General features: G+C 45.4%; 22 protein-coding genes. 8 read left to right on the forward strand and 14 right to left on the reverse strand.

Features of this window, described 5'->3' with window-relative positions:
* Positions 1–2: 2 nt before the first annotated feature.
* The 10 genes from modA to nirB all read right to left on the reverse strand — a co-directional run bounded on the left by modA (position 3) and on the right by nirB (position 12,876).
* Positions 3–767 (reverse strand): molybdate ABC transporter substrate-binding protein, encoded by a 765-nt coding sequence (modA, locus tag BFN00_RS08965; protein ID WP_071851178.1) that lies wholly within the window; start codon positions 765–767, stop codon positions 3–5.
* Between the two features lie 47 nt (positions 768–814).
* Positions 815–2,056 carry a molybdopterin molybdotransferase MoeA gene (locus tag BFN00_RS08970; RefSeq protein ID WP_005096931.1) on the reverse strand — a complete coding sequence of 414 codons (1,242 nt, stop codon included), beginning with the start codon at positions 2,054–2,056 and terminating at the stop codon, positions 815–817.
* Complete coding sequence (gene moaCB / locus BFN00_RS08975) at positions 2,053–2,976, reverse strand: bifunctional molybdenum cofactor biosynthesis protein MoaC/MoaB (protein WP_071851180.1); 924 nt, start codon at positions 2,974–2,976, stop codon at positions 2,053–2,055. The genes BFN00_RS08970 and moaCB overlap by 4 nt, the downstream gene beginning before the upstream one ends.
* 68 nt (positions 2,977–3,044) lie before the next feature.
* Positions 3,045–3,587 (reverse strand): molybdenum cofactor biosynthesis protein MoaE, encoded by a 543-nt coding sequence (locus BFN00_RS08980; RefSeq protein ID WP_071851182.1) that lies wholly within the window; start codon positions 3,585–3,587, stop codon positions 3,045–3,047.
* Between the two features lies 1 nt (position 3,588).
* Positions 3,589–3,855 (reverse strand): MoaD/ThiS family protein, encoded by a 267-nt coding sequence (locus tag BFN00_RS08985; protein ID WP_005100268.1) that lies wholly within the window; start codon positions 3,853–3,855, stop codon positions 3,589–3,591.
* Positions 3,856–3,857: 2 nt separating this feature from the next.
* Positions 3,858–4,883 (reverse strand): GTP 3',8-cyclase MoaA, encoded by a 1,026-nt coding sequence (gene moaA / locus BFN00_RS08990; protein WP_071851184.1) that lies wholly within the window; start codon positions 4,881–4,883, stop codon positions 3,858–3,860.
* A gap of 230 nt (positions 4,884–5,113) precedes the next feature.
* Positions 5,114–5,740 carry an NTP transferase domain-containing protein gene (locus BFN00_RS08995; protein ID WP_005096934.1) on the reverse strand — a complete coding sequence of 209 codons (627 nt, stop codon included), beginning with the start codon at positions 5,738–5,740 and terminating at the stop codon, positions 5,114–5,116.
* A complete protein-coding gene (locus tag BFN00_RS09000) occupies positions 5,737–8,514 on the reverse strand; it encodes a nitrate reductase (RefSeq protein ID WP_071851186.1) in 2,778 nt (925 codons plus the stop codon). The genes BFN00_RS08995 and BFN00_RS09000 overlap by 4 nt, the downstream gene beginning before the upstream one ends.
* Positions 8,515–8,694: 180 nt before the next feature.
* On the reverse strand, positions 8,695–10,305 hold the full coding sequence (nirD, locus tag BFN00_RS09005) for a nitrite reductase small subunit NirD (RefSeq protein ID WP_004280358.1): 1,611 nt from the start codon (positions 10,303–10,305) through the stop codon (positions 8,695–8,697).
* Between the two features lie 24 nt (positions 10,306–10,329).
* Positions 10,330–12,876 (reverse strand): nitrite reductase large subunit NirB, encoded by a 2,547-nt coding sequence (gene nirB / locus BFN00_RS09010; RefSeq protein ID WP_016806747.1) that lies wholly within the window; start codon positions 12,874–12,876, stop codon positions 10,330–10,332.
* Between the two features lie 503 nt (positions 12,877–13,379).
* Here nirB and BFN00_RS09015 point away from each other — a divergent pair.
* The 7 genes from BFN00_RS09015 (at position 13,380) to BFN00_RS09045 (ending at position 19,356) form a co-directional block, all read left to right on the forward strand.
* Complete coding sequence (locus tag BFN00_RS09015) at positions 13,380–13,958, forward strand: ANTAR domain-containing response regulator (RefSeq protein ID WP_004280362.1); 579 nt, start codon at positions 13,380–13,382, stop codon at positions 13,956–13,958.
* Between the two features lie 10 nt (positions 13,959–13,968).
* Positions 13,969–14,985 (forward strand): CmpA/NrtA family ABC transporter substrate-binding protein, encoded by a 1,017-nt coding sequence (locus BFN00_RS09020; protein ID WP_004731037.1) that lies wholly within the window; start codon positions 13,969–13,971, stop codon positions 14,983–14,985.
* A gap of 244 nt (positions 14,986–15,229) precedes the next feature.
* Positions 15,230–16,174 (forward strand): ABC transporter permease, encoded by a 945-nt coding sequence (locus BFN00_RS09025; protein ID WP_071851188.1) that lies wholly within the window; start codon positions 15,230–15,232, stop codon positions 16,172–16,174.
* A complete protein-coding gene (locus BFN00_RS09030; protein ID WP_004809406.1) occupies positions 16,174–17,055 on the forward strand; it encodes an ABC transporter ATP-binding protein in 882 nt (293 codons plus the stop codon). Before BFN00_RS09025 ends, BFN00_RS09030 begins: the two co-directional genes overlap by 1 nt.
* Before the next feature lie 77 nt (positions 17,056–17,132).
* Complete coding sequence (locus BFN00_RS09035) at positions 17,133–18,140, forward strand: isopenicillin N synthase family dioxygenase (RefSeq protein WP_071851190.1); 1,008 nt, start codon at positions 17,133–17,135, stop codon at positions 18,138–18,140.
* Positions 18,137–19,018 (forward strand): hypothetical protein, encoded by an 882-nt coding sequence (locus BFN00_RS09040; protein ID WP_071851192.1) that lies wholly within the window; start codon positions 18,137–18,139, stop codon positions 19,016–19,018. The genes BFN00_RS09035 and BFN00_RS09040 overlap by 4 nt, the downstream gene beginning before the upstream one ends.
* 8 nt (positions 19,019–19,026) lie before the next feature.
* Entirely contained in the window at positions 19,027–19,356 is a 330-nt protein-coding gene (locus BFN00_RS09045; RefSeq protein ID WP_044110885.1) for a DMT family transporter, read from the forward strand.
* 87 nt (positions 19,357–19,443) lie between these two features.
* Here BFN00_RS09045 and BFN00_RS09050 read toward each other — a convergent pair whose 3' ends face one another.
* The 4 genes from BFN00_RS09050 to BFN00_RS16255 are packed head-to-tail and all read right to left on the reverse strand — an operon-like array spanning position 19,444 to position 22,850.
* On the reverse strand, positions 19,444–20,466 hold the full coding sequence (locus BFN00_RS09050; protein WP_044110883.1) for an ABC transporter substrate-binding protein: 1,023 nt from the start codon (positions 20,464–20,466) through the stop codon (positions 19,444–19,446).
* Positions 20,463–22,271 (reverse strand): allophanate hydrolase, encoded by a 1,809-nt coding sequence (gene atzF / locus BFN00_RS09055; protein WP_071851194.1) that lies wholly within the window; start codon positions 22,269–22,271, stop codon positions 20,463–20,465. The genes BFN00_RS09050 and atzF overlap by 4 nt, the downstream gene beginning before the upstream one ends.
* A gap of 11 nt (positions 22,272–22,282) precedes the next feature.
* A complete protein-coding gene (locus tag BFN00_RS09060; RefSeq protein WP_004280384.1) occupies positions 22,283–22,726 on the reverse strand; it encodes a CopG family ribbon-helix-helix protein in 444 nt (147 codons plus the stop codon).
* Entirely contained in the window at positions 22,719–22,850 is a 132-nt protein-coding gene (locus tag BFN00_RS16255) for a hypothetical protein (protein WP_004647016.1), read from the reverse strand. The genes BFN00_RS09060 and BFN00_RS16255 overlap by 8 nt, the downstream gene beginning before the upstream one ends.
* Positions 22,851–23,293: 443 nt before the next feature.
* Between BFN00_RS16255 and BFN00_RS09065 the strand changes: the two genes are divergently transcribed.
* On the forward strand, positions 23,294–23,470 hold a 177-nt coding region (locus tag BFN00_RS09065; RefSeq protein ID WP_004731937.1), incomplete at its 3' end, for an IS5 family transposase.

The raw sequence follows: 23,470 nt of genomic DNA on the forward strand, positions 1-23,470 counted from the left end.
AGTTAGCCTACCTTAAGCTTAAAACCATATTTCTGGAAAATCTGCCTGGCCCTTGGACTCGTCTGGATAAATTTAGAAAATTGGACTGCTGCCTGATTTTTCTGGCCCTGCCGGGTTAAAGCAATCGGATACACAATCGGACGATGTGTTCTGGCTGGAAACACCCCCGAAATTTTAACTTTTTTACTCATCAAGGCATCAGTTCTATACACAATACCGACCTGACATTCGCCACGTTCTACAAATGCGAGAGTTGAACGGACGCTATCCGTACCGACAATTCTGCCTCGAAGCGGTTTCAACCAGCCCAGCCCGGTTAAGCTTTGTTTGGCATATTTTCCAGCAGGCACCGATTCCATTTGTCCGGTACATAAATAACCCTGAAAGGCCTGAGCAAAATTAAAGTTGGCTGACATTTTAAAATGATTTTTTTGCTGAATAGAACTAATCAATACGAGTTCATTCAAAAGCATAGGTCGAATCTGACCGATCTGAATTTTTTGTTTCTTGATCAGATCATTCATCCAGTCTAGGTCTGCAGAGAAAAATAGATCACTGCTCGCTCCCGCCGCAATTTGTTTCGCCAATACCGAAGACGCAGCAAAAACCGGAACGATCTGGATGTCCCGATGCTGTTGCTCATATAGTCTGGAAATATCAGTAATCGCATTGGTCAGGCTGGCTGCGGCATATATTTTAACTGTTTCGGCATACAGCATGGGGCTAGTCAACAGCACGCCAGTGAGTAGAACTTTGAATAAATCCATCTTTCTCATTCTATGTGATTCGAATATTGAGAATTGCGACAGGCATTTCAAATCAGTAAACCTTGTACCACATGCCCGGCTTGGATTTCTGTTGCTGCCGGAATACGTACCAGACAATTGGCCTGCATCAGATTACTCAACATATGCGACTGCTGTTTCGCCAGGCTTTTGAGCTTTAAAGTACCCTGATCAAATTCTGCAGCCATTCTTAAAAAACGTTCACGTGCATCCGCTTTCAAATCATGTGTCATTACCGCACTAAGCCATGCAGGTGACTGCTTTTGCCCTTGTAAGGCATTCAGTAAAGTTGCCGTATAGATTTGCATCCCGACATACACAGCAGCCGGATTTCCCGGCAAACCCAAGAGATAACAGTAACCTTGATCATCTCGACGATACTTGGCAAATAACATCGGTTTTCCGGGCTTCTGCTTCACTTTCCAGAAAATCTGCTCAAAACCCTGCTCCAGGGCAACAGGACGAATGAAATCATAATCACCCACCGAAACCCCGCCTGTGGTCAATATGAAGTCGTATTGGTTTTTAAGACGATGTATTAACGTTTGCAGCTCATACTCATTATCTGAAACATGCAGAATATCTACGTTTTGACCCTGTGATTGAAACCAGGCCTGAATCAGTGGAGCATTGGCGTCAAAGATTTTTCCGGAATTCAGGTCTTCAATGCTGGAAGCGACTTCATCTCCAGTAATCACAACAGCAATTTTAGGATAACGATAGACTGAAACCTGCTTTACGCCTGCCATGCTCAAAGCTGCAATTGCACCTACATGCAGTTTTTGACCTGCATCTGCCAGACGCTGCCCTTGTGCGATTTCCTCGCCTGCATCACGTATATCCGTATGAGGCTTTAGGTCTGTTGTAATAATGATTTGATTGGCATGGCATTTGACAATTTCCTGACGGGCGACCGTTGTAGTTCCTGCTGGAATCCTGGCACCGGTAAAAATCCGGACCGCCTGACCTGGCCGCAGTTCAATTTCAGTACTTTGCCCTGCCCGAATCTCTCCAATGAGTTCAAAAGTGCTGTGAGCACTAACATTTTCTGGACTGCAAAGCGCATAGCCATCTACAGCACTTTGTGAAAACAGCGGCAATGGTATGGCCGAATCAATCGCCTCTGCCAGATAGCGATTCAGAGCCCGAGCAAGCGGCAGGCTTTCAGCTACCAAGATATGCGTCTGCTCAAGTAACATCTGCAGTGCCTGATCAACAGAAATCAGTCCCGGCTCAGCACCGCAGGCTGAATGCGATAGTGCCTGATTCATTGATAGCCTCCCGCATGTGGAATATTTTTTTGTACATCAAATAAGTGAACCAACGCAGGAAGTACCGCAATCAGGGATTCTTTCGCACCCTGCCGACTTCCCGGCAGGGTCATCACCAGACTGTTCTCAATATAGCCCGCCACGCCACGACTTAAAGCCGCATAAGGTGTACGTTTCTGCCCAAAACTACGTGAAGCTTCCATCAAGCCGGGAATTTCTCGTTGCAGCAAAGGTTGCAAGGTTTCGACCGTCAGGTCTTTAGGACCTAAACCAGTGCCCCCCACAGTTAGAATCAGCGGATACTGATTTTTCTGCTGTTCAATCAGGGTCAAGAGCTGTTCTGGGCTATCGGGAATGACCTGATAATTAATAGCGTCAAAATTGGCTTCTTTTAAAATTTCCAGTACGTTTTGTCCTGCAGTGTCCGGCTTTTTGCCTGCTGCAACCGTATCGGACAGCACAATAACTGAAGCGGACAGACTCTCTTTAAGTACGCGGGTAAAATGTGATTTTCCACCTTTTTTCTGCTGCAACCTGCATTGATCCAGCGACAAATCTTCCGGTTCACAATGCGGTTTCAGCATGTCATACAAGGTCAGACCCGCCACACTTACCGCTGTCAAAGCTTCCATTTCCACACCGGTTGGTCCAATGGTTTCAACGGTAGCAATAATTTCGACATGCGCATCAAACAGTTCATATTCCACATCGGCACGATAAATCGGCAATGGATGGCATAGTGGAATCAGCTCATCGGTACGTTTGGCACCGAGAATGCCGGCAATGCGTGCTGTTTTCAGGGCATCACCTTTTTCAGTATTGCCATTACGCAGCAACTCAATGCAATGTGGCGGTGCATGCAGGATTCCAGTGGCAATTGCTGTACGGTAACTTTCTGCTTTCATCCCTACATTTTTCATGATTCATCCCGAGCTAATTTTAAAATCTGTTTAAAGTGATTCACCTTATGCATCCTCATTAGACGCATTTAATTAGATGGTGATTGGCAAGTGTGTGGTGCTACATGGTGATGGTGACAATGCTGATCTTCTGCAGGATAAGAATGATCCGTTTCAGGTCCATGATCTTTTCGGATACAACAGCCTTCGACATATTGACTGCTACCATCCATATAAAATTCTTCTTTCCAGACCGGAACTTCATGCTTCACCCGTTCCACAGCTTCCTCACAAGCCGCAAAGGCCTCACGACGATGGGCCGCATAAGCCATAGCAATGATGGCTGTTTCTCCAATCCCCAACTCACCAATCCGATGCACCACCCGCACATAAGACACCTGGTATTTGGTCTGAATCTGCTGTTCAATTTCACGAATCATTTTTTCAGCCACAGGCGCATAGGCGGTATATTTCAGGGCACGCACAGCTTTCCCCTGATGATGGTTACGTACTGTTCCGACAAAGATGCCGATTCCACCACATTCCGGAAAATGCTGGATACCATCAAAATCCTCCAGACTAAAAGCAGTCTGCTGGATTCGGGCAAATTGTTTTAGTGACTTGAGTTGCATCTCAGCCTCCTGCTACCGGCGATAACAGCACCAGCGTACTGTCACGATTTAAAACATTCTGTCTGGAAATAATGTCTTCACCGATTGCACAGGCACAACGTTCCAGCATGGGCTGTATATCGGGATAGAGGGATAGCAACTGGTTCAGGACTTCAGAAACATGAATTTCAGACTCGCATTGCAAACTCAAATCTGCGGGAATTTGTCGTTCAATCGCACCGAAGGCTTCTATTTTGATATGAATTAATTTTTGCTGAGTGAGTGACATATTTACCCTCCAATGCTGTGCATGCTGATTTTTCGGATCGGCTTTTGTATTGGTGATTGCTGGATCGCATGGAAGCCGGCCTCTTTATGCCAGATATAAGCGTGGAGCTTGTGCTGAAATGTCTGTGTGGCGAAATGATCCAGCGCCAGTTGTTCGATATCTGCCTTAAGGTTCAGGCCTTGTCTGGCAAATAAACAGTTATAAAATTCACCTTGGGCATTGAGGCGCAGACGGTCACAATCACTGCAAAATGAATGGGTAATGGTGGAAATAATCCCCAAAGGCTGCCCATTGACCAGATAACAGCGTGCCGGATTAGCACCTTGACCTTGAGATACCCGGACATCAAATTCGGTTTTCAGTTGATCCAAGATATCTTGCTCACTGATGACATCAGACGGATTCCATTTCTGATCGCCATCGAGGGGCATAAACTCAATAAAACGCAGTTCTACAGCCTGATGCTGTGCCCATTTCACCAAAGGAATAATCTGATTGTCATTGATGCCTTTGATGAGCACACTATTGATCTTGACGGTCAAACCTGCCTGCTGTGCGGCAGAAATACCTTGAAGTACAGGCTGTAACTGTTTTTGGGTCAGTTGCTGAAACTGCTTTGGATCAAGACTGTCTAGACTGATATTCAGATCGTCCAGTCCTGCCTGTTTAAGCGCTTGAGCATAATCTTTTAAATAATGGCCATTACTGGTCATGGAAATACGTTTCAGGCCAATTGCTTTCAATGTCTGTAAGCAGGCAATAAAATGAACAATACCCTGACGCATCAACGGTTCGCCCCCCGTCACGCGGATCTGCTCAATCCCGTGTCGCACCATAAACTCGCAAAAAGCATACAGGGCTTCAAAACTGAGCAAATCTTTTTTATTTATCCATTGCGGATGTTCAGGCATGCAATAGCTGCATTTAAAATTACAGCGGTCAGTCACCGAGATCCGCAACTTACGTTTCTGGCGTCCAAACTGATCCTGAAAGATACTGCGAGGTGCTAAAGCTGTCATGCTGTTCATTGCTGCGGTCCATGATGAGATCTGCACGGTTATTTAACAGTCTTGAGTTACTGCCCTATTTCTTCACAATGAATGAGCAAAAAGTGTTCCAACTTTGCACAAATTTATGTTTAATGAATATTAATGGGTAATATTTGTTCTTTTTTAATCCAAAAGTTCGCTCGAAAAATAAAAAAAGCAATATTTTGGTGAACCAGGATATGATAATTCGACTTTTAGCATTTTAAACGCTAGAGAAAGTTAAGCTGTTGATGCTGCTGTAGCTCGTCAAATGAATTAATACTGTGAAAAAACAGGGCACGATTTTTAAAGCTTGCCCGCTGCATGTGCATGTCAACAAAACAGAGTTTTAAACTGTGCTGATCATTTTCAAGATGTTGTATAAGAGTGGGTAAGCTGCTGTGTTTCATCAGACAGAATGGAAACAATGCCTTTTCATTGATTTCAACTACCGCCACTTCACATAAGGGATGTCGTTGCAAGGCCTGATGTAAACGTGAAATGACCTTTTTGGGGATATAGGTCACATCACAAGGCACGAACAGCACATAATCAGATTCCACATGTGACCAGGCACTCTTCATGCCCATCAATGGTCCCTGAAAGCCGGGTTCATCGTCCTGATAAAAATCAATCGAAGGAATCATCCGTTTATAAATAGAGTGATCCCGATGGCTATTGACCCAGACTTTGCTTGCCCGGGACTTCAGTTGCTGATGGATTTTAATCAGCTGGATTTCATCATCAAATTTGTGCAGCAATTTATTGATGCCATTCATGCGCCGCGCTAAACCTCCGGCCAGAATCACCACGTCGGTTTCCGGATAAGACACCGTCTTCATCACTCTTCTTTTCATTCTATGCACTCCGTCTGGCAGGCCTTAATCAGGCCTCTAATTTCTGGCAAACACGAACCGCAATTTCCTCCGGCTTTTAGACATGCAGTCACCTGTTTTTCATGCGTGATATTTTTATCTTTAATGGTTTGAATAATTCGGTTCTTACCGACCTTAAAACAGCTACAGACCAATGCCCCTTCACTATTTCCCATCGACATGGCCTGACCTGCCAGCAATGCTTTACGATGCAATGCACTCAGACGTTCACGTCTAAACAGGCCTGCCACCCAGTCACGATCTGGCAATAGTGCCGCCGGTGCGATATAAAAACTGGCAATTAACTGGCCATCCTGAAGCACTACACTATGACTGATATGCGCCGTTTGATCTTCGAGACTCAGCCATTCAAAGCTTTCATCATCAAAGGCTAACAAGCTCTTGATCTGCCCGGTGATCTCAGAAAAACGGCGCCGGTCTGCCAGTTCATAACGGATGGCCTGAGTGGTTTGAATTTTGTTCCACCACACCATATTTTCAATCATGGTCTGGATCTGTTGTTCAAAGCCTTCCCGTACATACAGCACGCCCTGCCACTGAGTATAAAATGGCTGGATCATCACCGGAGTATGCTTAAACTCTGGCTCGCCGGAAATCGGGTCAACCACCGGATTCACCACTTTGCCAATCCGCGCATCGGACGCAAACTGGTCGTTCCAGTGAATCGGTGCAAAAATCTGGCCACGTCGCATATTTTGTGAAAATTGCACACGGAGTACACAACTTCCCCAAGCCGATTTCACCTCGACCAGCTCGGCATCTTTCAGGCCATATTTTAGCGCATCGTGCGGATGCAGCTCACAATAAGGCTCGGCACGATGCTGGGATAAACTGGCAGATAATCCGGTACGGCTCATGGTGTGCCATTGATCACGAATGCGTCCGGTATTTAGAATCAGAGGATATTCAGCAGAAATAGCATGTACCGGATCGGCTGCAATCGTCGGCACCAATCTGGCTTTGCCATCTACATGACTAAACTGGCCTTGACTAAATAGTTGACCAATCTGATGAACTTCTTGCTTATCCCAGACCGGCCACTGAATCGGTGTCAGATGCTGATATTCCACAAAACCGAGTTGAGTTAAACCTTGCAGGTTGAAATAGCGGAAATTTGGCGTATCTGCGCGTTGCGAAAGTGAACCATTCTGATAGGCAGATAAACGGGCATGTTCCAGAAAAATGTCATGGCTATTTTTAAAGTCAAAACCGCGAAAACCTAAAGCTTTAGCCACCCGGGAAATAGTCCACCAGTCTGCTTTGGCTTCACCCGGAGCCGGCAAAAAAGCCTTTTGCCGGGAAATACGTCGCTCCGAATTGGTGACTGTGCCATCTTTTTCGCCCCAACCCAGTGCCGGTAACAGTACATCGGCATATTGCGTGGTATCGGTGTCGAGACAAATATCGGAAACCACCACAAATTCACACTTTTCCAGAGCGCGTTTAACCTGATCTGCATCAGGCAAACTCACGATCGGATTGGTGGCCATAATCCAGATCGCCTTGATTTTCCCGCTTTCCACCGCTTGAAATAAATCTACTGCTTTTAATCCGGGCTGACGCGCGATGACCGGGCTTTGCCAGAAATCCTGCACCAGTTGCTGATGCTGTGGGTTATCCAAATCCAGATGACTGGCCAGCATATTGGCCAGCCCACTGACCTCCCGTCCGCCCATCGCATTCGGCTGTCCGGTCATGGAAAAAGGTGCCGAACCGGGTTTGCCTATTTTTCCTGTCAATAAATGACAGTTGATAATGCTATTGGCCTTGTCTACCCCTTGAGAAGATTGGTTTACGCCCATGGAAAACAGGCTCATGATTTTTTCGGTCTGGGCAAATTTCTGAAAAAATAAGGTTAATTTTTCAATAGCAATACCGGTACATTTTGCCACGCTTTCAAGTGATGACTCTGTCGAGCTGCTGGCAAGCGCCTGCTCCAGACCTTGAGTATGTTGGGTAACAAAATCCAGATCGGCATGACCATTTTGCTGAAGATACTGCAACAAGCCATTAAACAGCGCGACATCCTGACCTGGTAAAATCGGCAAGTGTAAATCTGCCGCTTCACAGGTTGCAGTAAAGCGCGGATCAATCACCACCACGAATAAATCCCGCTCTTCCTTGGCTTTCATGATGCGCTGATAAAGCACCGGATGGCACCAGGCAGTATTGGAACCTACCAGAACCACCATTTCTGTCTGCTCAAAATCTGTATAGCTGGCTGGTACCAGGTCTTCGCCAAAAGCCCGTTTATGTGCCGCCACAGCAGATGACATGCACAGTCTTGAATTGGTATCAATATTGGCAGTACCCAGATAGCCTTTTACAAACTTGTTCACCACATAATAGTCTTCAGTCAAAAGCTGGCCGGAGACATAAAAGGCGATGCTGTCGCGTCCATATTGATCAATACATTGCTGAAATTTATTGGCAATACTAGAAATGGCATGATCCCAAGTGCTTATTTGCCGCTGCTCTTTTCGACCTGTCATCGGATGCAGAAGCCGGGTTTTTAAGCCAAGTGTATCGGCGAGATGACTGCCTTTAATACACAACTTGCCCAAGTTCGCAGGATGCTGAACATCGCCTTCAACCTGAACCTTTTCACCCATAGGAGTTTGGCTTATGTGCGCGATGACGCCACAGCCTACTCCACAATAAGGACAGGTCGTCTGAGTGGTTTTTATTTGGGATTCAGTAGAGCTATGTAGTTCCATAATCGGAATACTATTCATTGCTGCTGTGCTCCTTAATCATCCAAATTAACGTGTTTCACCAAAACGCTGATATCTAGCTTTTACAGGTTTGATTTAAATATTTTCTATATCTCAAAAGCTTTAATCCTCACCAACCCTCCTTTAATAAAGGAGAGAGGTTCCCCTCTTGTTTAAAGAGGGGTTGGGAGATTGATCCGATTACCCTGCCTTTTTTAATGCAAAATCCCGACCAAAAAGCAGTTTGCTGCGGATATTACTAATCGGTGTCTGATCTGCAATCAGTTCTGCATACCAAGCTCCATCTTCGGTATCGCCAAATAGCACCGCACCAATGACCTTGTCCTGCTGGATAATGATCCGTTTATAGATTTGACGTTTTTCATCATTCAGCACGATATCTTCAAAATCATCCTGAGGTTCAAAATTTCCGGCTGAGAAGACATCACATCCGCTAACCTTGAGTTGGGTCGGAACAGTCGGTGCCTTAAAGGTCAGTCGGCCATGTTCAGCCAGATGCGTCGCGCAGATAAAGGCCTGTCCCCATAATGGCTCAACCAGTCCAAAGGTCTGGCCACGATGCTCAATGCATTCACCCACTGCATAAATACTCGGGTCATAGGTTTGCATGGTGTCATTCACCAGCACCCCACGATTGCAGCGCAGACCAGCCTGTTCAGCCAGGGTTTTATTTGGTCGAATCCCGACGGCGAAGACCACCAAATCGGCATCCAGCACTGTCCCGTCTTTTAGTCGCAGTTGAGTCACGTGACCATCAATACCGAGCAGCTCTTCGGTGTTGGCTTCAGTGATGATTCGGATGCCTTTATCTTCAATTGATTTTTTCAGCATTTGACTGGCTTTCATATCCAGTTGACGATCCATAATACGGTCCATCAGATGCAGCACAGTTACATTCATCCCCTGCTGCTTCAGTCCATAAGCTGCTTCTAGACCCAGCAACCCACCTCCAATCACGACGGCATTTTGCTTGGTTTTGCAGTAATCCAGCATGCGGTTAACATCCTGAATATCCCGGAAGCTAATCACGCCTTCAAGTTCAGCACCCGGAATAGGTGGCATGAAGGGTTTGGAACCAGTGGCGAGAATCAGACGATCATAAGCAACGACTTCGCCTTTTTGGGTGTGGACCTGTTTACGCGAACGGTCGATAGCGATGGCTGCATCCCCAGCAATGAATCGAATGCCTTTTTCAGCATACCAGTCGGCTGAATGCAGCATAATTTCGGCAAAGCTTTTCTCACCAGACAATACCGGTGACAACATGATCCGGTTGTAATTGCCCCATGGCTCTTCCCCAATCACGGTAATGTCATAACGATCTGGCGCCATATCCAGCAAGTCTTCCAGACAACGCATACCCGCCAGTCCATTCCCGATCAGTACCAGTTTTAAGCGCTCTGTGTTTTGACCATTACTGGAAATATAAGTTTTTTGTGGAGTCGGACTCACCAGAACTTTGCCATTTTCAATTCGGGTTGGAAATACCAGTAATTTCTGCTCTTGTTCTTCCAGACAACGACCGGTCACCAGACTGAAATGCTGCTTGTAAATTGGGGATGCGACTACACGCTCACCTTGCAGATCACCCAGAATGCCACGTGCCATGACATTGGCCAGACTAAACGGATCCTGATTGCTGAGTGCATAAACCCGCTGTTCCTGACCCACGCGAAAAATTGCAATCTGCTGATCTTCAATCAGGGCTGCCACACCGGTATTCGGAGTGATCTCATCCAGATTGCAGACTTCGTACCAGTTCAGTTCGTTCATGTCTTTTAAAATTGTCATTTTCATTCTCCCTGACTGTGGTATTTAGGCTTCAACCACTGGAATACGGTTTAAATCACGTTCAGCTTCTGTCTTTGGACGAATCTGGCCACGTACAGGCGCAAACTGAATATGCGGGTCATTCTGCTCGGCTACTTTGGCATTAATAAAAGTCTTAAAGCGTTTGCGCACTTCAGGATCTTCAATCGCAGTGCGCCATTCATCCTGATAAGTGCCAATCACATGCTGCATACGGCTTTCCAGTTCAGCGGCAATGCCGAGCGAATCATGCACAATGACATCTTTCAGATAGTCCAGCCCACCTTCCATATTGTCACGCCACACACTGGTGCGCTGCAGACGGTCTGCTGTCTGGATATAGAACATAAAGAAGCGGTCGATATATTTGATGAGTGTGGGAGTATCCAGATCCGAGGCGAGCAGTTCAGCATGGCGCGGTTTCATGCCGCCATTTCCGCATACATATAGATTCCAGCCTTTTTCCGTGGCAATGACACCGACATCCTTGCTCTGTGCTTCTGCACATTCACGGGTACAGCCGGATACTGCCATTTTGGTTTTATGGGGTGAACGCAGGCCTTTATAACGATTTTCCAGGAAAATCGCCAAGCCGACAGAATCATCGACTCCAAAACGGCACCAGGTACTACCCACACAAGATTTCACCGTACGTAAGGATTTGCCGTAAGCATGTCCGGACTCGAAACCGGCATTGATCAGTTTTTCCCAGATTTCAGGCAGTTGATGTACCTGCGCACCAAACATGTCAATTCGTTGTCCGCCCGTGATTTTGGTATATAGACCATAATCTTTGGCGATCTGACCGATGGTAATCAGACCATCCGGGGTAATCTCGCCGCCTGCCACACGTGGCACAATCGAATAGGAACCATCTTTCTGGATATTGCCGAGGTAGTAGTCGTTGCTATCCTGCAAACCGGCATGACTTGGTTTCAGAACAAAATCATTCCAGCAGGATGCCAGAATATTGGCTACAGTCGGTTTACAGATATCACAGCCCATGCCGTGCCCATGTTGCTGAATCAGGTCAGAGAATGTCTTGATCTCATGCACACGAACCAGGTGATACAGTTCCTGACGTGAATAGGCAAAGTGTTCACACAGGTGATTGTTCACCGTGACACCCTGACGCTGTAATTCAGATTTGAGAACCTGCGTTACCAGTGGCGCACAGCCACCGCACGCTGTTGCAGCCTGCGTGCATTTTTTCAATGCACCCAATGAAGTCGCACCGCCATCAATGGCTGAACAGATATCAGCTTTGGAAACGTTATTACAGGAACAGATGGTCGCACTGTCAGGCAATAAATCGATGCCACTGCCACCTGATTTGGAGGTTGACTGATCAAAGCCCGGCATGATCAGGCTTTCCGGTTGCTCCGGTACAGCCAGACCATTTAGCATCATTTGCAGGAGATCACTATATTCTTTGGCACAGCCCACCAGCACCGCGCCCAGCAGCTTGGTCTTGTCTGCTGACACCACGATTTTTTTATAAACCTGCGCCGCTTCATCAGCATAGAAATAGCTCAAGGCCCCTGGGGACATAGCATGTGCATCACCAATAGAGGCAACATCCACCCCCATCAGTTTGAGTTTGGTGCTCATGTCTGCACCAGCGAATGCATGACTTTCTTGGCCTAGGACATGTTTTGCCGCGATCCGCGCCATGTCATAGCCTGGTGCAACCAGACCATAAATTTTATTGTCCCAAAGTGCACATTCACCAATGGCATAAATGTCCGGATGTGAGGTCTGGCAATAATCATTAATGATGATGCCGCCACGCTCACCAATCAGTAAACCACTTTGGCGCGCCAGTTCATCACGCGGACGAATGCCGGCCGAGAACAGGATGATATCGGTTTCAAGCACCGAACCATCTCCGAACTTCATTACATGCTGAGTGCTGTCACCATCTTCAATACTTGACGTGGCCTTTTGAGTATGTACCTTGACACCAAGGTCTTCAATTTTAGAGCGCAGTACCCGGCCGCCCAGATCATCAATCTGCACCGCCATCAGACGCGGAGCAAATTCTACGACATGAGTTTCCAGATTCAGATCTCGCAGGGCTTTCGCTGCTTCCAGCCCTAGCAAGCCGCCGCCAATCACTACGCCAGTTTTGGCATTCAGACTGGCTGCACGAATGGCATCCAGATCTTCAATGGTACGATAAACAAAGCAATTCTGACGGTCATTGCCCGGGATTGGTGGCACAAAGGCATAAGAACCGGTAGCGAGAATCAACTTGTCAAAACTCAGCACATCACCCTGGCTGGTGGTGACGGTTTTATGGAGCTGATCAATTTCAACCGCTTTAGTATTAAGTCGCAAATCAATGCCATAAGCATCGGCAAAATCACTACGACACAGACTCAGATCCTTGACCGACTTGCCGCTGAAATATTCGGTCAAATGTACCCGGTCATAAGCTAAATGTGGCTCTTCTGCCAAAATGGTCAGCTCAATGTCATCACCGGCCTGTTCCAGTACAGATTCGATGAATTTATGCCCCACCATGCCATGCCCAATCATGAGAATTTTCATATCTGCACTCCAACTATTGTTTTTTTAAAGATGATAAAAAGCCGCATATCACGTCTAGGCATTGATATGTCTGCTGATTGAATATGTTGTAAATACCGCAACCCAGCGCTTTGTAATGCTGGAGGAAGGGTTGAAACGCTTGTGCGTTTTGTATTGCTGAACAACTGACCATGTCATTTATCCTGTGCTGAACGAAATACCAATCACACTCCTTGAAAGTGCAATTACGATCAGAACGGACATCGTTGGCCGTTGTTAGTATTGAAAGTCATCTTTGACGATTTAATAAATGCAGAAATCGTGCCAACTTTTCCAATAAGAAAACGCCTTATTTCAGGCAGATGATCTACCTAAACGCTTCATTTTGATCAGCCATCAGCTGAAATCCCTAAAGCTATGCACTAAATTGAACAGAAAAATAGAATTTTATGCACCAATTTAATGGCATGTTTTTTGCTTTACTCCTGCTTGAATATTCCTTAGGCCTTACTTGAAAATATTCCATGTCCAAATTACGAATTGCTCTTATTGATGATGATCTGGAGCGCGCCCAATTCATCCAGGAATCCTTACTTTCACATGATTTTCAGGTGGTGGCCTGTTTAATCCTGAATGACCTGAATATGGTACATGTTAAGGGTATTCATGCAGATGTGATCTTGCTGAATATGGATCATCCGCATCGGGATATTATTGAAAGCTGTGTCAGCCAATATGAACTTCCGACCGTGCTGTTTACCCAGAACTCCAATAAAGACACCATCAAAAGTGCGATTGATGCCGGAATCACGGCTTATATTGTCGATGGTATTGATCCCACCAAACTAGAAAGCATTCTGGAAATTTCAATTGAACAGTTTCGCAAGCATAAAAAGCTGCTGAATGATTTAAAAGAAACCCAGGACAAACTGATTGACCGTAAAGATATCGATAAAGCCAAAGCGTTGCTCATCCAGCTGCATGCATTAACGGAAGAGCAAGCTTTTGCTTTATTGCGTAAAAATGCCATGAGTCACCGGATTACCATTGGTGAAATGGCCAGACGCTTACTGGATGCACAAAAGCTGTTACTGGGCCAATAAGGAAAAGCATATGTCCACATTAGAAAAAACTGAACTCAATATTGGCTATATTCCTTTACTTGATTGTGTTGCCATTCTCTGGGCCGAAAAACAGGGGTATTTTGCTGAGCAAGGATTAACCATCAATTTAATCCGCGAAGCCTCCTGGTCAAGTTTGCGTGACCGTCTGGCCTATGGCTTTCTGGATGCTGCACATTCCCTGTCTGCCATGTTGCCCGCTGCTGCCCTGGGCACAGACCAGTTACAGGTGGCTTTACAAACCCCTCTAGTACTGAGTGTGAATCAGGCTTTTATTAGTCTGCGCCAAGATCTGTGCTATGAACTCGGTATCCAGCCTGAGGATGATGAACAAAGCACCTCAAAGAAACTGGTACAGGCTTTACAACAGAATCATCCCATCAATCTGGCCTATGTGTATAAATATTCGATTCACCATTACTGCTTAAAAGAATGGCTGGCACTGACTGATCCACAACTGGCCAAGAATATCCAGCTGATGACGTCTCCACCGCCTTCCATGGTAAAAGGAATTTCAAAACAGGTATTCGATGGCTTTTGTGTGGGAGAACCCTGGAATATCCAGGCCAAACTTGAAGGCTATAGCTTTATCGTCGCCGCCAGCCAGAATGTGATTCCCAAAGTTGCAGATAAAGTTCTGGCCATGACCCAGGAATGGGCAGAACAGCATCCATTTACTGTAGAGGCAGTGGTCAAGGCAGTACAAAAAGCGCAGGATGATTTAAAGCAGCGCCCTGATCTTTCCGAAGTCTGGGATATGTTAGTCGATTATCAGATTATTCAGTTTGAATGTTCCGCGCAGCGGCATGTCTATGACTTTTACAAGATCAAGAATATTATCCGGAATTTTGTTGGGGAAAGTGCCCAACCGAAAGTTGATGATTTTATCTGGCTCTTGCAGCAGATGCAGAAATGGGAAAATATTGAAATGACCGCAGCCGAGAAAAAACAGATTGCGCAGCAGTGCATCTATAGCTTGCAAAACCAGCATGCAGATATTATTGGCTAAATGATGTTACTGAAAAAAGAGGCCTGATTTTTCAGGTCTTTTTTATTGAGTCTATTTTCCAGAAAATGATTAAAAATCTCTGCATTCTGATCTAACTTCTTAAATATGATTAAGAGTTGTCTGCTAATTTTTTCTAAAAAATAAATCCTTTTAAGAGTCATTTCATGATTTGGTATGAAATGGCATCCATTTTGCTTATTCAGTATTACGTTTTATAAAATTTGTAATATTGAGGGGCAACACTATGAGTTACGTTGCACGTGAACTCAGTCAAAGAAATAAATTACTGTTTGGCTTGGGGTCTTTTTTAATACCAATTTTAATTTGGTGTGCAGTCAGCTACTTGCCATTTATTTGGCATCCACAAGTCCAGATTACTGATTCCGGTAGTGTTGCCTATTTACAGGTCGAGAGTCGTATTGATAAAGACCAGTTTTTTTCTGCTGCGCAATCTGCAGTAGATCAAGGTCTGGCTCCGCCGCAGGGTATTCTGGTCAACCCGATTTATCTGCCTGCACCACATCAAGTGGCAATTGCACTGATCACAGCTTTTACCACGGAGCCGGCTCAGGCCAATGCGCCCTGGTTTCATGAAAGCCTGTGGCACAGTATCAAACTGGTATTTACTGCGTTCTTTATTTCTTCCTTGGTGGGTATTCCACTCGGTATTTTATGCGGGTTTTCCAATAAAATTTCCCAGCTGACCGAGCCCTTTGTCGAATTTTTTCGTTATTTGCCTGCTCCGGCCTTTGGTGCACTGGCAGTGGCAATTCTCGGAATTAATGATGCACCAAAAATTGCCATTATTGTGATTGGAACCTTGTTCCAGCAAATCCTGATTATTGCCAATACCACACGTCTGGTCGATCGCAGCCTGATTGAAGCCGGTTTTACCTTGGGCACCAATAAATTCAAAAGCCTGCTACATGTGGTGATTCCTGCCGCCCTGCCTGAAATTTACCGCAATCTGCGTGTGCTGCTCGGCTGGGCATGGACTTACCTGATCGTAGCAGAACTAATCGGCAGTACCTCCGGGATTACCTGGTTCATTACCCAGCAAGCCCGTTATCAGAACTTTGATAATGTCTTTGCCGCGATCCTGATCATTGGGGTGATTGGTCTGCTCTGTGATGTGATTTTAATGAAACTGGGACAACGCTTATTTAAATGGAAACCGGGAGCTAACTGATGCAAAACACTGAATTTAATACCCGCGAATACTTTGACAAGATTTATAGTCGTCCGGTGATTCTGGAAGCGAAGCAACTGACACAAAAATTCAGTCATGGCAAAACTGAACGTACGGTTTTAAATGCTCTAGATTTGAAAATTCATAAGCGTGAGTTCATCTGTGTGATTGGGCCTTCCGGTTGCGGCAAGTCAACCTTTAGCCGTGTAGTGGCCGGTCTGGATCCTTATAGCAGTGGTGAGATTCTGGTGGATGGCCAGCCAATTACCGGCCCAAGTCCGGAGCGTGGCATGGTGTTTCAGGGCTATACCCTGTTTCCATGGAAAACCGTCAAGGAAAATGTCATGTTTGGTCCGCGCATGAAAGGCCAAAGTAGTGCAGCGGCAGAAGCACAGGCACGTGAATGGATCAATATCATTGGTCTGGAAAAGTATGAAAACCAGTATCCGCATGAGTTGTCTGGCGGGATGAAACAGCGTGTCGCGATTGCCCGAGCTTTGGTCAATGAACCGAAGATCCTGTTGATGGATGAACCCTTTGGAGCACTCGATCCGCATACCCGGCAAAAAATGCAGCGTCATCTGATGGATCTTTGGCAAAATATCGACATCACCATCATTTTTGTGACTCACGATATGGATGAAGCCATTTTACTGGCCGACCGTATTGTGGCGCTGAAAGCCAATCCGGGTGAAATCAAGGAAATTATCGAAGTTGATCTACCTCGTCCACGCCATCCAGACGTCATGCTTAGTCCTGAATTTAAACAGTTAAGACAACGTGTCGATTATCTGGTGCATGCTGAGGAAGATGAACTGGATCCGGCACTGGCAGAACTGCCAGTCATTCCGCGTATGACCAAGGTCAGCAGCAATAAATAATCTTATTCAAAATGCCTTTGGGACGACCCGAAGGTTTTAATCGCTGTGTTGGACGACCAACATTAGAGGTGATTATCATGCAAGCGCAATATGTACTCCCACTGGTTGATATTTCAAAATTACAAAGTCCGGATTTAGCCGATCGTATTGAAGTTGCTCATGCTCTGGATCATGCCTGTAAAGAAGTCGGATTTCTTTATCTGCAAGGTAGCCAGTTTAATTCTGATTACGCCAAAGCCCTGATTGAAATGGCCCAGTCCTATTTTTCTCAGGATCTGGACACCAAAATGCAGCACTATATTGGCAAATCAAAAAACCATAGTGGCTATGTGCCGATTGGCGAAGAACAGTTTGCCGGCAACAGTTATGATTTAAAAGAAGCCTATGATGTCAATTATGATTATCAGGGGGTAAGAAAAGACTGTCCTTTACTTGGGCCCACCTTATGGCCAGACCATCCGGATTTCAAGTCTATTGTCAGCCAATACTATAGTCATCTGCGTGAGATCAGCCGGCAGATTTTTTCTGCCTTTGCACTGGCGTTGGGCGTTCGTGAGGACTTTTTTGAAAGCAAAATTACTGATGCACCAAGTCAGCTACGCTTGATTCATTATCCCTATAATCCGGAAGTGCAAGATGCCGAAGGCATTGGCGCACATACCGATTACGAATGCTTTACCTTGCTGTTACCAACCGCGCCCGGCTTACAGGTTTTAAATAAAACCGGCGAATGGATCGACATTCCTCTGATTGAAAATACCCTGGTGATGAATATCGGTGACATGATGGAAATTCTGTCGAATGGTAAATATCTCGCCACCAAGCACCGCGTGAAAAAGGTCTCGGAAGAACGTTATTCATTCCCGCTGTTTTGCGCCTGCAATTATGACACCGTTATTGAACCGGTTATTCACACTGAAAATTCCAAATATTCTGCCTTGATCGGGGGTGAGCATCTGTTTAATCAGACCGCCCAGACCTTTCAATATTTAAAACAGCGCATTGCTAGCGGTGAACTGATCTTAAAAAATGCTGTACCACTTTCCTCTTTTGGACTTGAAGAACAGGCGGAGACAGCATCATGAATCTGTTTGAAGTGATTAAGACTTTAAAGCCCACCACCCCTCAGCCAGAGATTATTCCGGACTTTTTATACGGTGCTTTCCGGCGTAAAAGTATCAGTTTTTATAATGGCCTGACTGATGAAAATACCATTGTGTACTGGTTTCAGTCGCGCAGTTTTACTATTGATCTTCGTCTAAAAAGCCAGACGGGAACTGCTGTTCAGGAACGCCAAGGCTGGATTGGCAATACACTTTGGGATAGTGCCAGCCAACTCTTGTCCTGGGAAGTGAAAGACTACGCCAATTACCAGAATCATGTGCAATGGCCGGAACCAGCCAGGTTACATGCGATTGGCAACTGCATTCTGGAATTTTCTCCAAGTAATGTTTATGTCGAAGACTGGCGCCAGCAGGTACAGCACGGTTTATTTTTAGGCCTGCGTCTTCAGTCTGCACTTGATGTTCAATCTGGTCAGACACTGGAAATGGATGGTGGCCTGATTATTTGCGCTGATCATATTGCCTATGCCCTGACGCGTTTGCCTGAAGTGCAAAGTGTAGTAGCTCAAATGGATTTGAAAGCTGTCGATCCGACCGTGTTTGCCTTGTTGGAAAGTTTTGAGGTTTCTATTGGGACTGAGGGTCAAGCTAAAACTTACAGCACCCGCACAAGCGAAACAGGCAAAGCCTTTAACCTGGAAAATTTTGAAGTTCTCAATGAAACCCGTCTGGTTCAGCATATAAGTTTAGATGGTCGTCAAATTGACCTGATTTTTGAGCTGGATATATACCAGCCGGATTACCAATTTCAATATGCTACCCCCACGACTACACAAGCTGAAAGCTGGCTGAAGTCAGAACAGGATCACCTGATGCAGCATGCAGAACGGGTGTTATAGGGAGAAATATGTCTTTTTTATATCTTTCGATTGCCATTCTTGCAGAAGTCATTGCAACTTCTGCATTGAAAGCTTCCAATGGTTTTAGCGTACTCTGGCCTTCACTTGCCACCATTGCCGGTTATGCCGTTGCCCTGTTTTTCCTGTCACTGACCATGAAAACCATTCCGATGGGCATTGCCTATGCCATCTGGTCTGGTACCGGCATAATCCTGATTTCAACGGTTGGCCTCTTGGTGTTTAAACAGCAACTGGATCTTCCCGCGCTGATCGGGCTGGCATTTATGATCATTGGTATTATTTTTATCAATGTCTTTTCCAAAAGTACGCAGCTTTAATTTTTTGATATTTATCTGATAATAAAAAATCCCCAACTGGGGATTTTTTATTGGTTTAAATTACATTTTAAAATTCTGAGGAACACACTATTTGAGTTCTTGCACCAGAGTTGGAACAATCACGCCATCCACGTTCATTTCAGTCGTATAAATGCCGTTGGCCACATTGAACTTGTTCACATGATAGCTGGAACCATAGATCGAGTCGAAACCATCACCTTTGGTAAAGACTTTCTTGTTGGCGGCCAAATCCAGTAAATGTGTGCCATCAATGAACTGCATATAGGTCTTCGCATCGACACCAACACGTTTGGACATGATCTGTGCAGCGTCTTCTCGAGTCGCCGGGTCATTGATATATTTGACAGTTTTATCCCAAACCTGAATCACCTTTTTCCATTGCTCTTTATTGGCTTCCAGATGGGCAGGATTCACGGTCAAGGTATCGTAGATTAACCCCGGCTTGTCTTTAGAGGTAAAAATAATCTTGGAACCGGCCACCGCAGATAAAGCCTGATTTGCTACTGGCTGCCATACCGCAATTGCATCAATATCGGGAGTAGCAAAAACCTGTGGCAATTCATTGGTCATGGTATTGACCAGTTTGACCTCATTCAGGCCAACTTTGGCATCATCCAGTGCAGTGGACAGTAACAAGTGATCGACCAGACCTTTTTCAGTGGCTACGGTTTTACCGCGCAGATCCTGAATCGAATTAATGCCATTCTTGGCAATAATCACGTCATTTCCAGCTGAATAATCGGTCGCCATGATCATCACGCCCTTGGTCCCGCCAGAGCCAGTGACCAGATTATCACCATTAGTGACCATGACCGCATCCAGCTGGTTGGCAGCAAAAGCTGAAAGTGAGGCTGAATAGTCAAACCATTTAAAATCAGCATTGACTCCAGCTTCCTCTAACCAGCCTTTTTCAATCGCAACTTGCCACGCAACCCAACCCGGCCAGTCGCTATAACCAATCCGGATGGGTTGAGTATTTACAGTACCTTCAGCCTTGGCATTTGGTTCAGGTACTTTAGCGGTATTGTCACAACCGCTTAAAAGGATTGCAGACAGTACGGAAACTGACATCAGTGCTTTTTTGATCATTTTGCGACTTCCCCTATGCATTCACATTTAAATTTGGTATTTGAAAGTTGTTTAGATTTCATAAATTCGCGCCAGCCACCGAAATGACTAATATCTGTTGCATCCTCAAGTGCATAGCCTTCACAGATAAAGCCTTTGACCCAAGTACCATCAATCAGCTGGACATTGCCGATCCCCAAAGGTGCCGGAACTTCTGCAACAATGTCTCCGAACAGTGCACGCGGAATGTCCCAGACTTCGACTTCAATTGAACAACCTTTCGCGTTGTATTGGAGGCCGGGTTTTGGTGGTGTGGTATTTTTTAAAGCATAGAGTTTGTAATGCGAAGCAGTCCGGGTCTGCTTGATCAGGGTGCCACTGCGTGTGGTCAGCTGAAAGTTCAGCGGCATTCTACTTAGATGCGCACCGACGACAGCCAGTTTGACGCTGTGATCCGATGAGATTTCAGTTGTTTTTTCATAGCTAAGTTCAGAGGTGCCTAGCTTTAACTGGCTCGATTGCTGCCATTTTTGCCCGAATTTGGCCAGTGCTTCATCCATCCAGGCTGGCGCAATAAAGGTCACACCCGTTGGAAGACCATCAGCACGAATGCTATTTGGTAGCGCCAAAGCCGAAAGATCGGCAAAATTGACAAAATTGGTATAAGCGCCCATGTGGCTGTTTTTTACCAGAGGATCGGCTTCTACTTCTGCAATGCGATAAATGGTGGGTGCAGTAGGCACCATCAAGGCATCATAATCTGCCAGTGTATTTTGAATAACACGGCTCAGGTGGGCACGTTCATATTCATCCTGCATGACATCGACCGCATTGAACCGGTCTGCCTGCACAATAATCTGGCCAATGACCGGATGGGTCTGCTCGCGTTGCACCATTTTTTCCACGGCACTAGTACGTTCAGCCACCCAAGAGCGGTTGTAAAGTGCAGTCGCCAGTTGCTGAAATGGAGCAAAATCAATCGGCTCAACCATATAACCCAAGCTTTGTACACGTGCGATCGCTAGATTAAACGCTTTTTCAGTTTCAGCATCGCCATAAAATTCCAGTGTATCTGGAATGGCAATTTTCCCTTTTGAAAATTGGCTCGGTACATTTTGAGGATGCGTTCTGGAATACTCATCGCTGGCATCATAGCCCTGCATGACTTGCGCCACCTGCCAGGCATCATCCACCGTTAAGGCAAAAATCGAAATTACATCGATGGTGCGACAAGCCGGAATCAGGCCTGTAGTCGAGAACCAGCCTTTGGTCGGTTTGAGTCCGACAATGTTATTGTGGCCTGCCGGTACACGTCCTGAACCTGCAGTATCTGTACCCAGTGAAAATGGCACTAATCCATTGGCTACCACCACGCTGGAACCCGAACTCGAACCGCCACTGATATATTCAGGATTAAAGCTGTTCTTCACGGCGCCGTATGGGGAGCGCACCCCAACCAGACCTGTCGCAAACTGATCCAGATTGGTTTTACCCACGACAATCGCGCCGGCAGCTTTTAATTTGGCTACTGCTGTTGCATCGGAAGTCGCCAGATAAGCTGCCTCTTTACATGCTGCTGTGGTATAGAACCCTGCAACATCAATATTGTCCTTGACTGCAAATGGCACCCCATAAAGTGGCAAGCTTTCAATATCTGCACCAGTCAATGCATCAATTTGTGCCTGTAATTGTGCTGCTGTCGCAATTGATATCCAGGCATGATCGTCATTATTCAACTCGGCTACATACTCAATCAGGTCACTAAGCTGGATATTGTTATTCTGGTAGGCGTGTTGCCAGTCCTGTACAGTCCATAAGTTGTGCACAGCTGTTCTCCTTAAGTGTGTTCGGTATTTTGTGGAATAGGTGGCATGACGGCATCCATCAGTTCGAGATGGCCTTTAATCACGCCTTTCAGTGCAATAAATTGTTCGCTTATTTCTTTCAGATCACTGCTCGCGCCCTGCATCAGCATGACTTGCAGGATTTTTTCATCATCCAGCTGGATATGAAGTGAGTTGATCACTTGCGCCAGATACTGCTGTTGCAGATCGACCAGCTGACTGCGTAGCGGTTTAAGGCTGACGTCATAGAGCAAAGTAAGTGTGCCAACCATGACTTCATCGCGAATCACCAGATCATCAATCAGGTGACGATTAATCATATCGACAATGGCCTGCGAGCGGCTTTCATAGTGCTGCTCGACAATTTTTTGATCCATCGCATGTAGCGTTGTTTCTGGCACGGTAATACTGATCCGTGCCAATTTTTGTTTAGGCACGATGTTGATCCTTGGGTTGATATTGGGAAGACTGTTTAATGTGAAAGCCTGCACGTACGCTGAGAAGCTCTACCAGAAAGTGAAGCCATGGATGCATTTTTTTATTTGATGTCGGATTGTTCATGTGCATCTCCTGTGGATATTACAAAACCAGAATTTCGTATTACTTAGGAAAATGCAGAAAGCGTGCCAATTTTTAGTTATTTGGATGAGGTAAATAAACTTGCTTAAAAGGGCGAAAAAAAGCCCCATAACATTGAAATGGGGCTTGTTCTAAAGCAAAAGTAAGTTTTGTATTTCACCGGTTTATTCCATTTTGATTGCTCATGTCCTTGCTATTCTTTTTATACATGAATGGTTAACCGATGTTTGTGATTATGAGTGATCAAGTGTATTGCTCTCCTCTATTTATATTGTATATAAATAAATGCATTAAGCGTGCCACAATATACAAATAGAATAAATTTAAGCAGAATGCGTGGGAAATTAGGGTGTGTTGACACTTTTAGCTTAAAAAAATAGCGAAGTAGTAAAATCAAATCGCCAAACCCAATTTTACTATTCGCTATGCCTCGTACCATGCTGACAGATCAACACTGGCAAAAGTTGAAAGTTATTCTGCGTAATTTATCCATTCACCACAACTCAAATTTACGCAATTTTATTGAAGCTATTCTCTATAGAATTAGAACAGGCTGTCCGTGGCGAGATATTCCTTCTTGTTTTGGTCATTCAAACTCTATT

This window comes from Acinetobacter sp. AR2-3 (assembly GCF_001878775.1).
GTDB classification, from domain to species: domain Bacteria; phylum Pseudomonadota; class Gammaproteobacteria; order Pseudomonadales; family Moraxellaceae; genus Acinetobacter; species Acinetobacter lwoffii_D.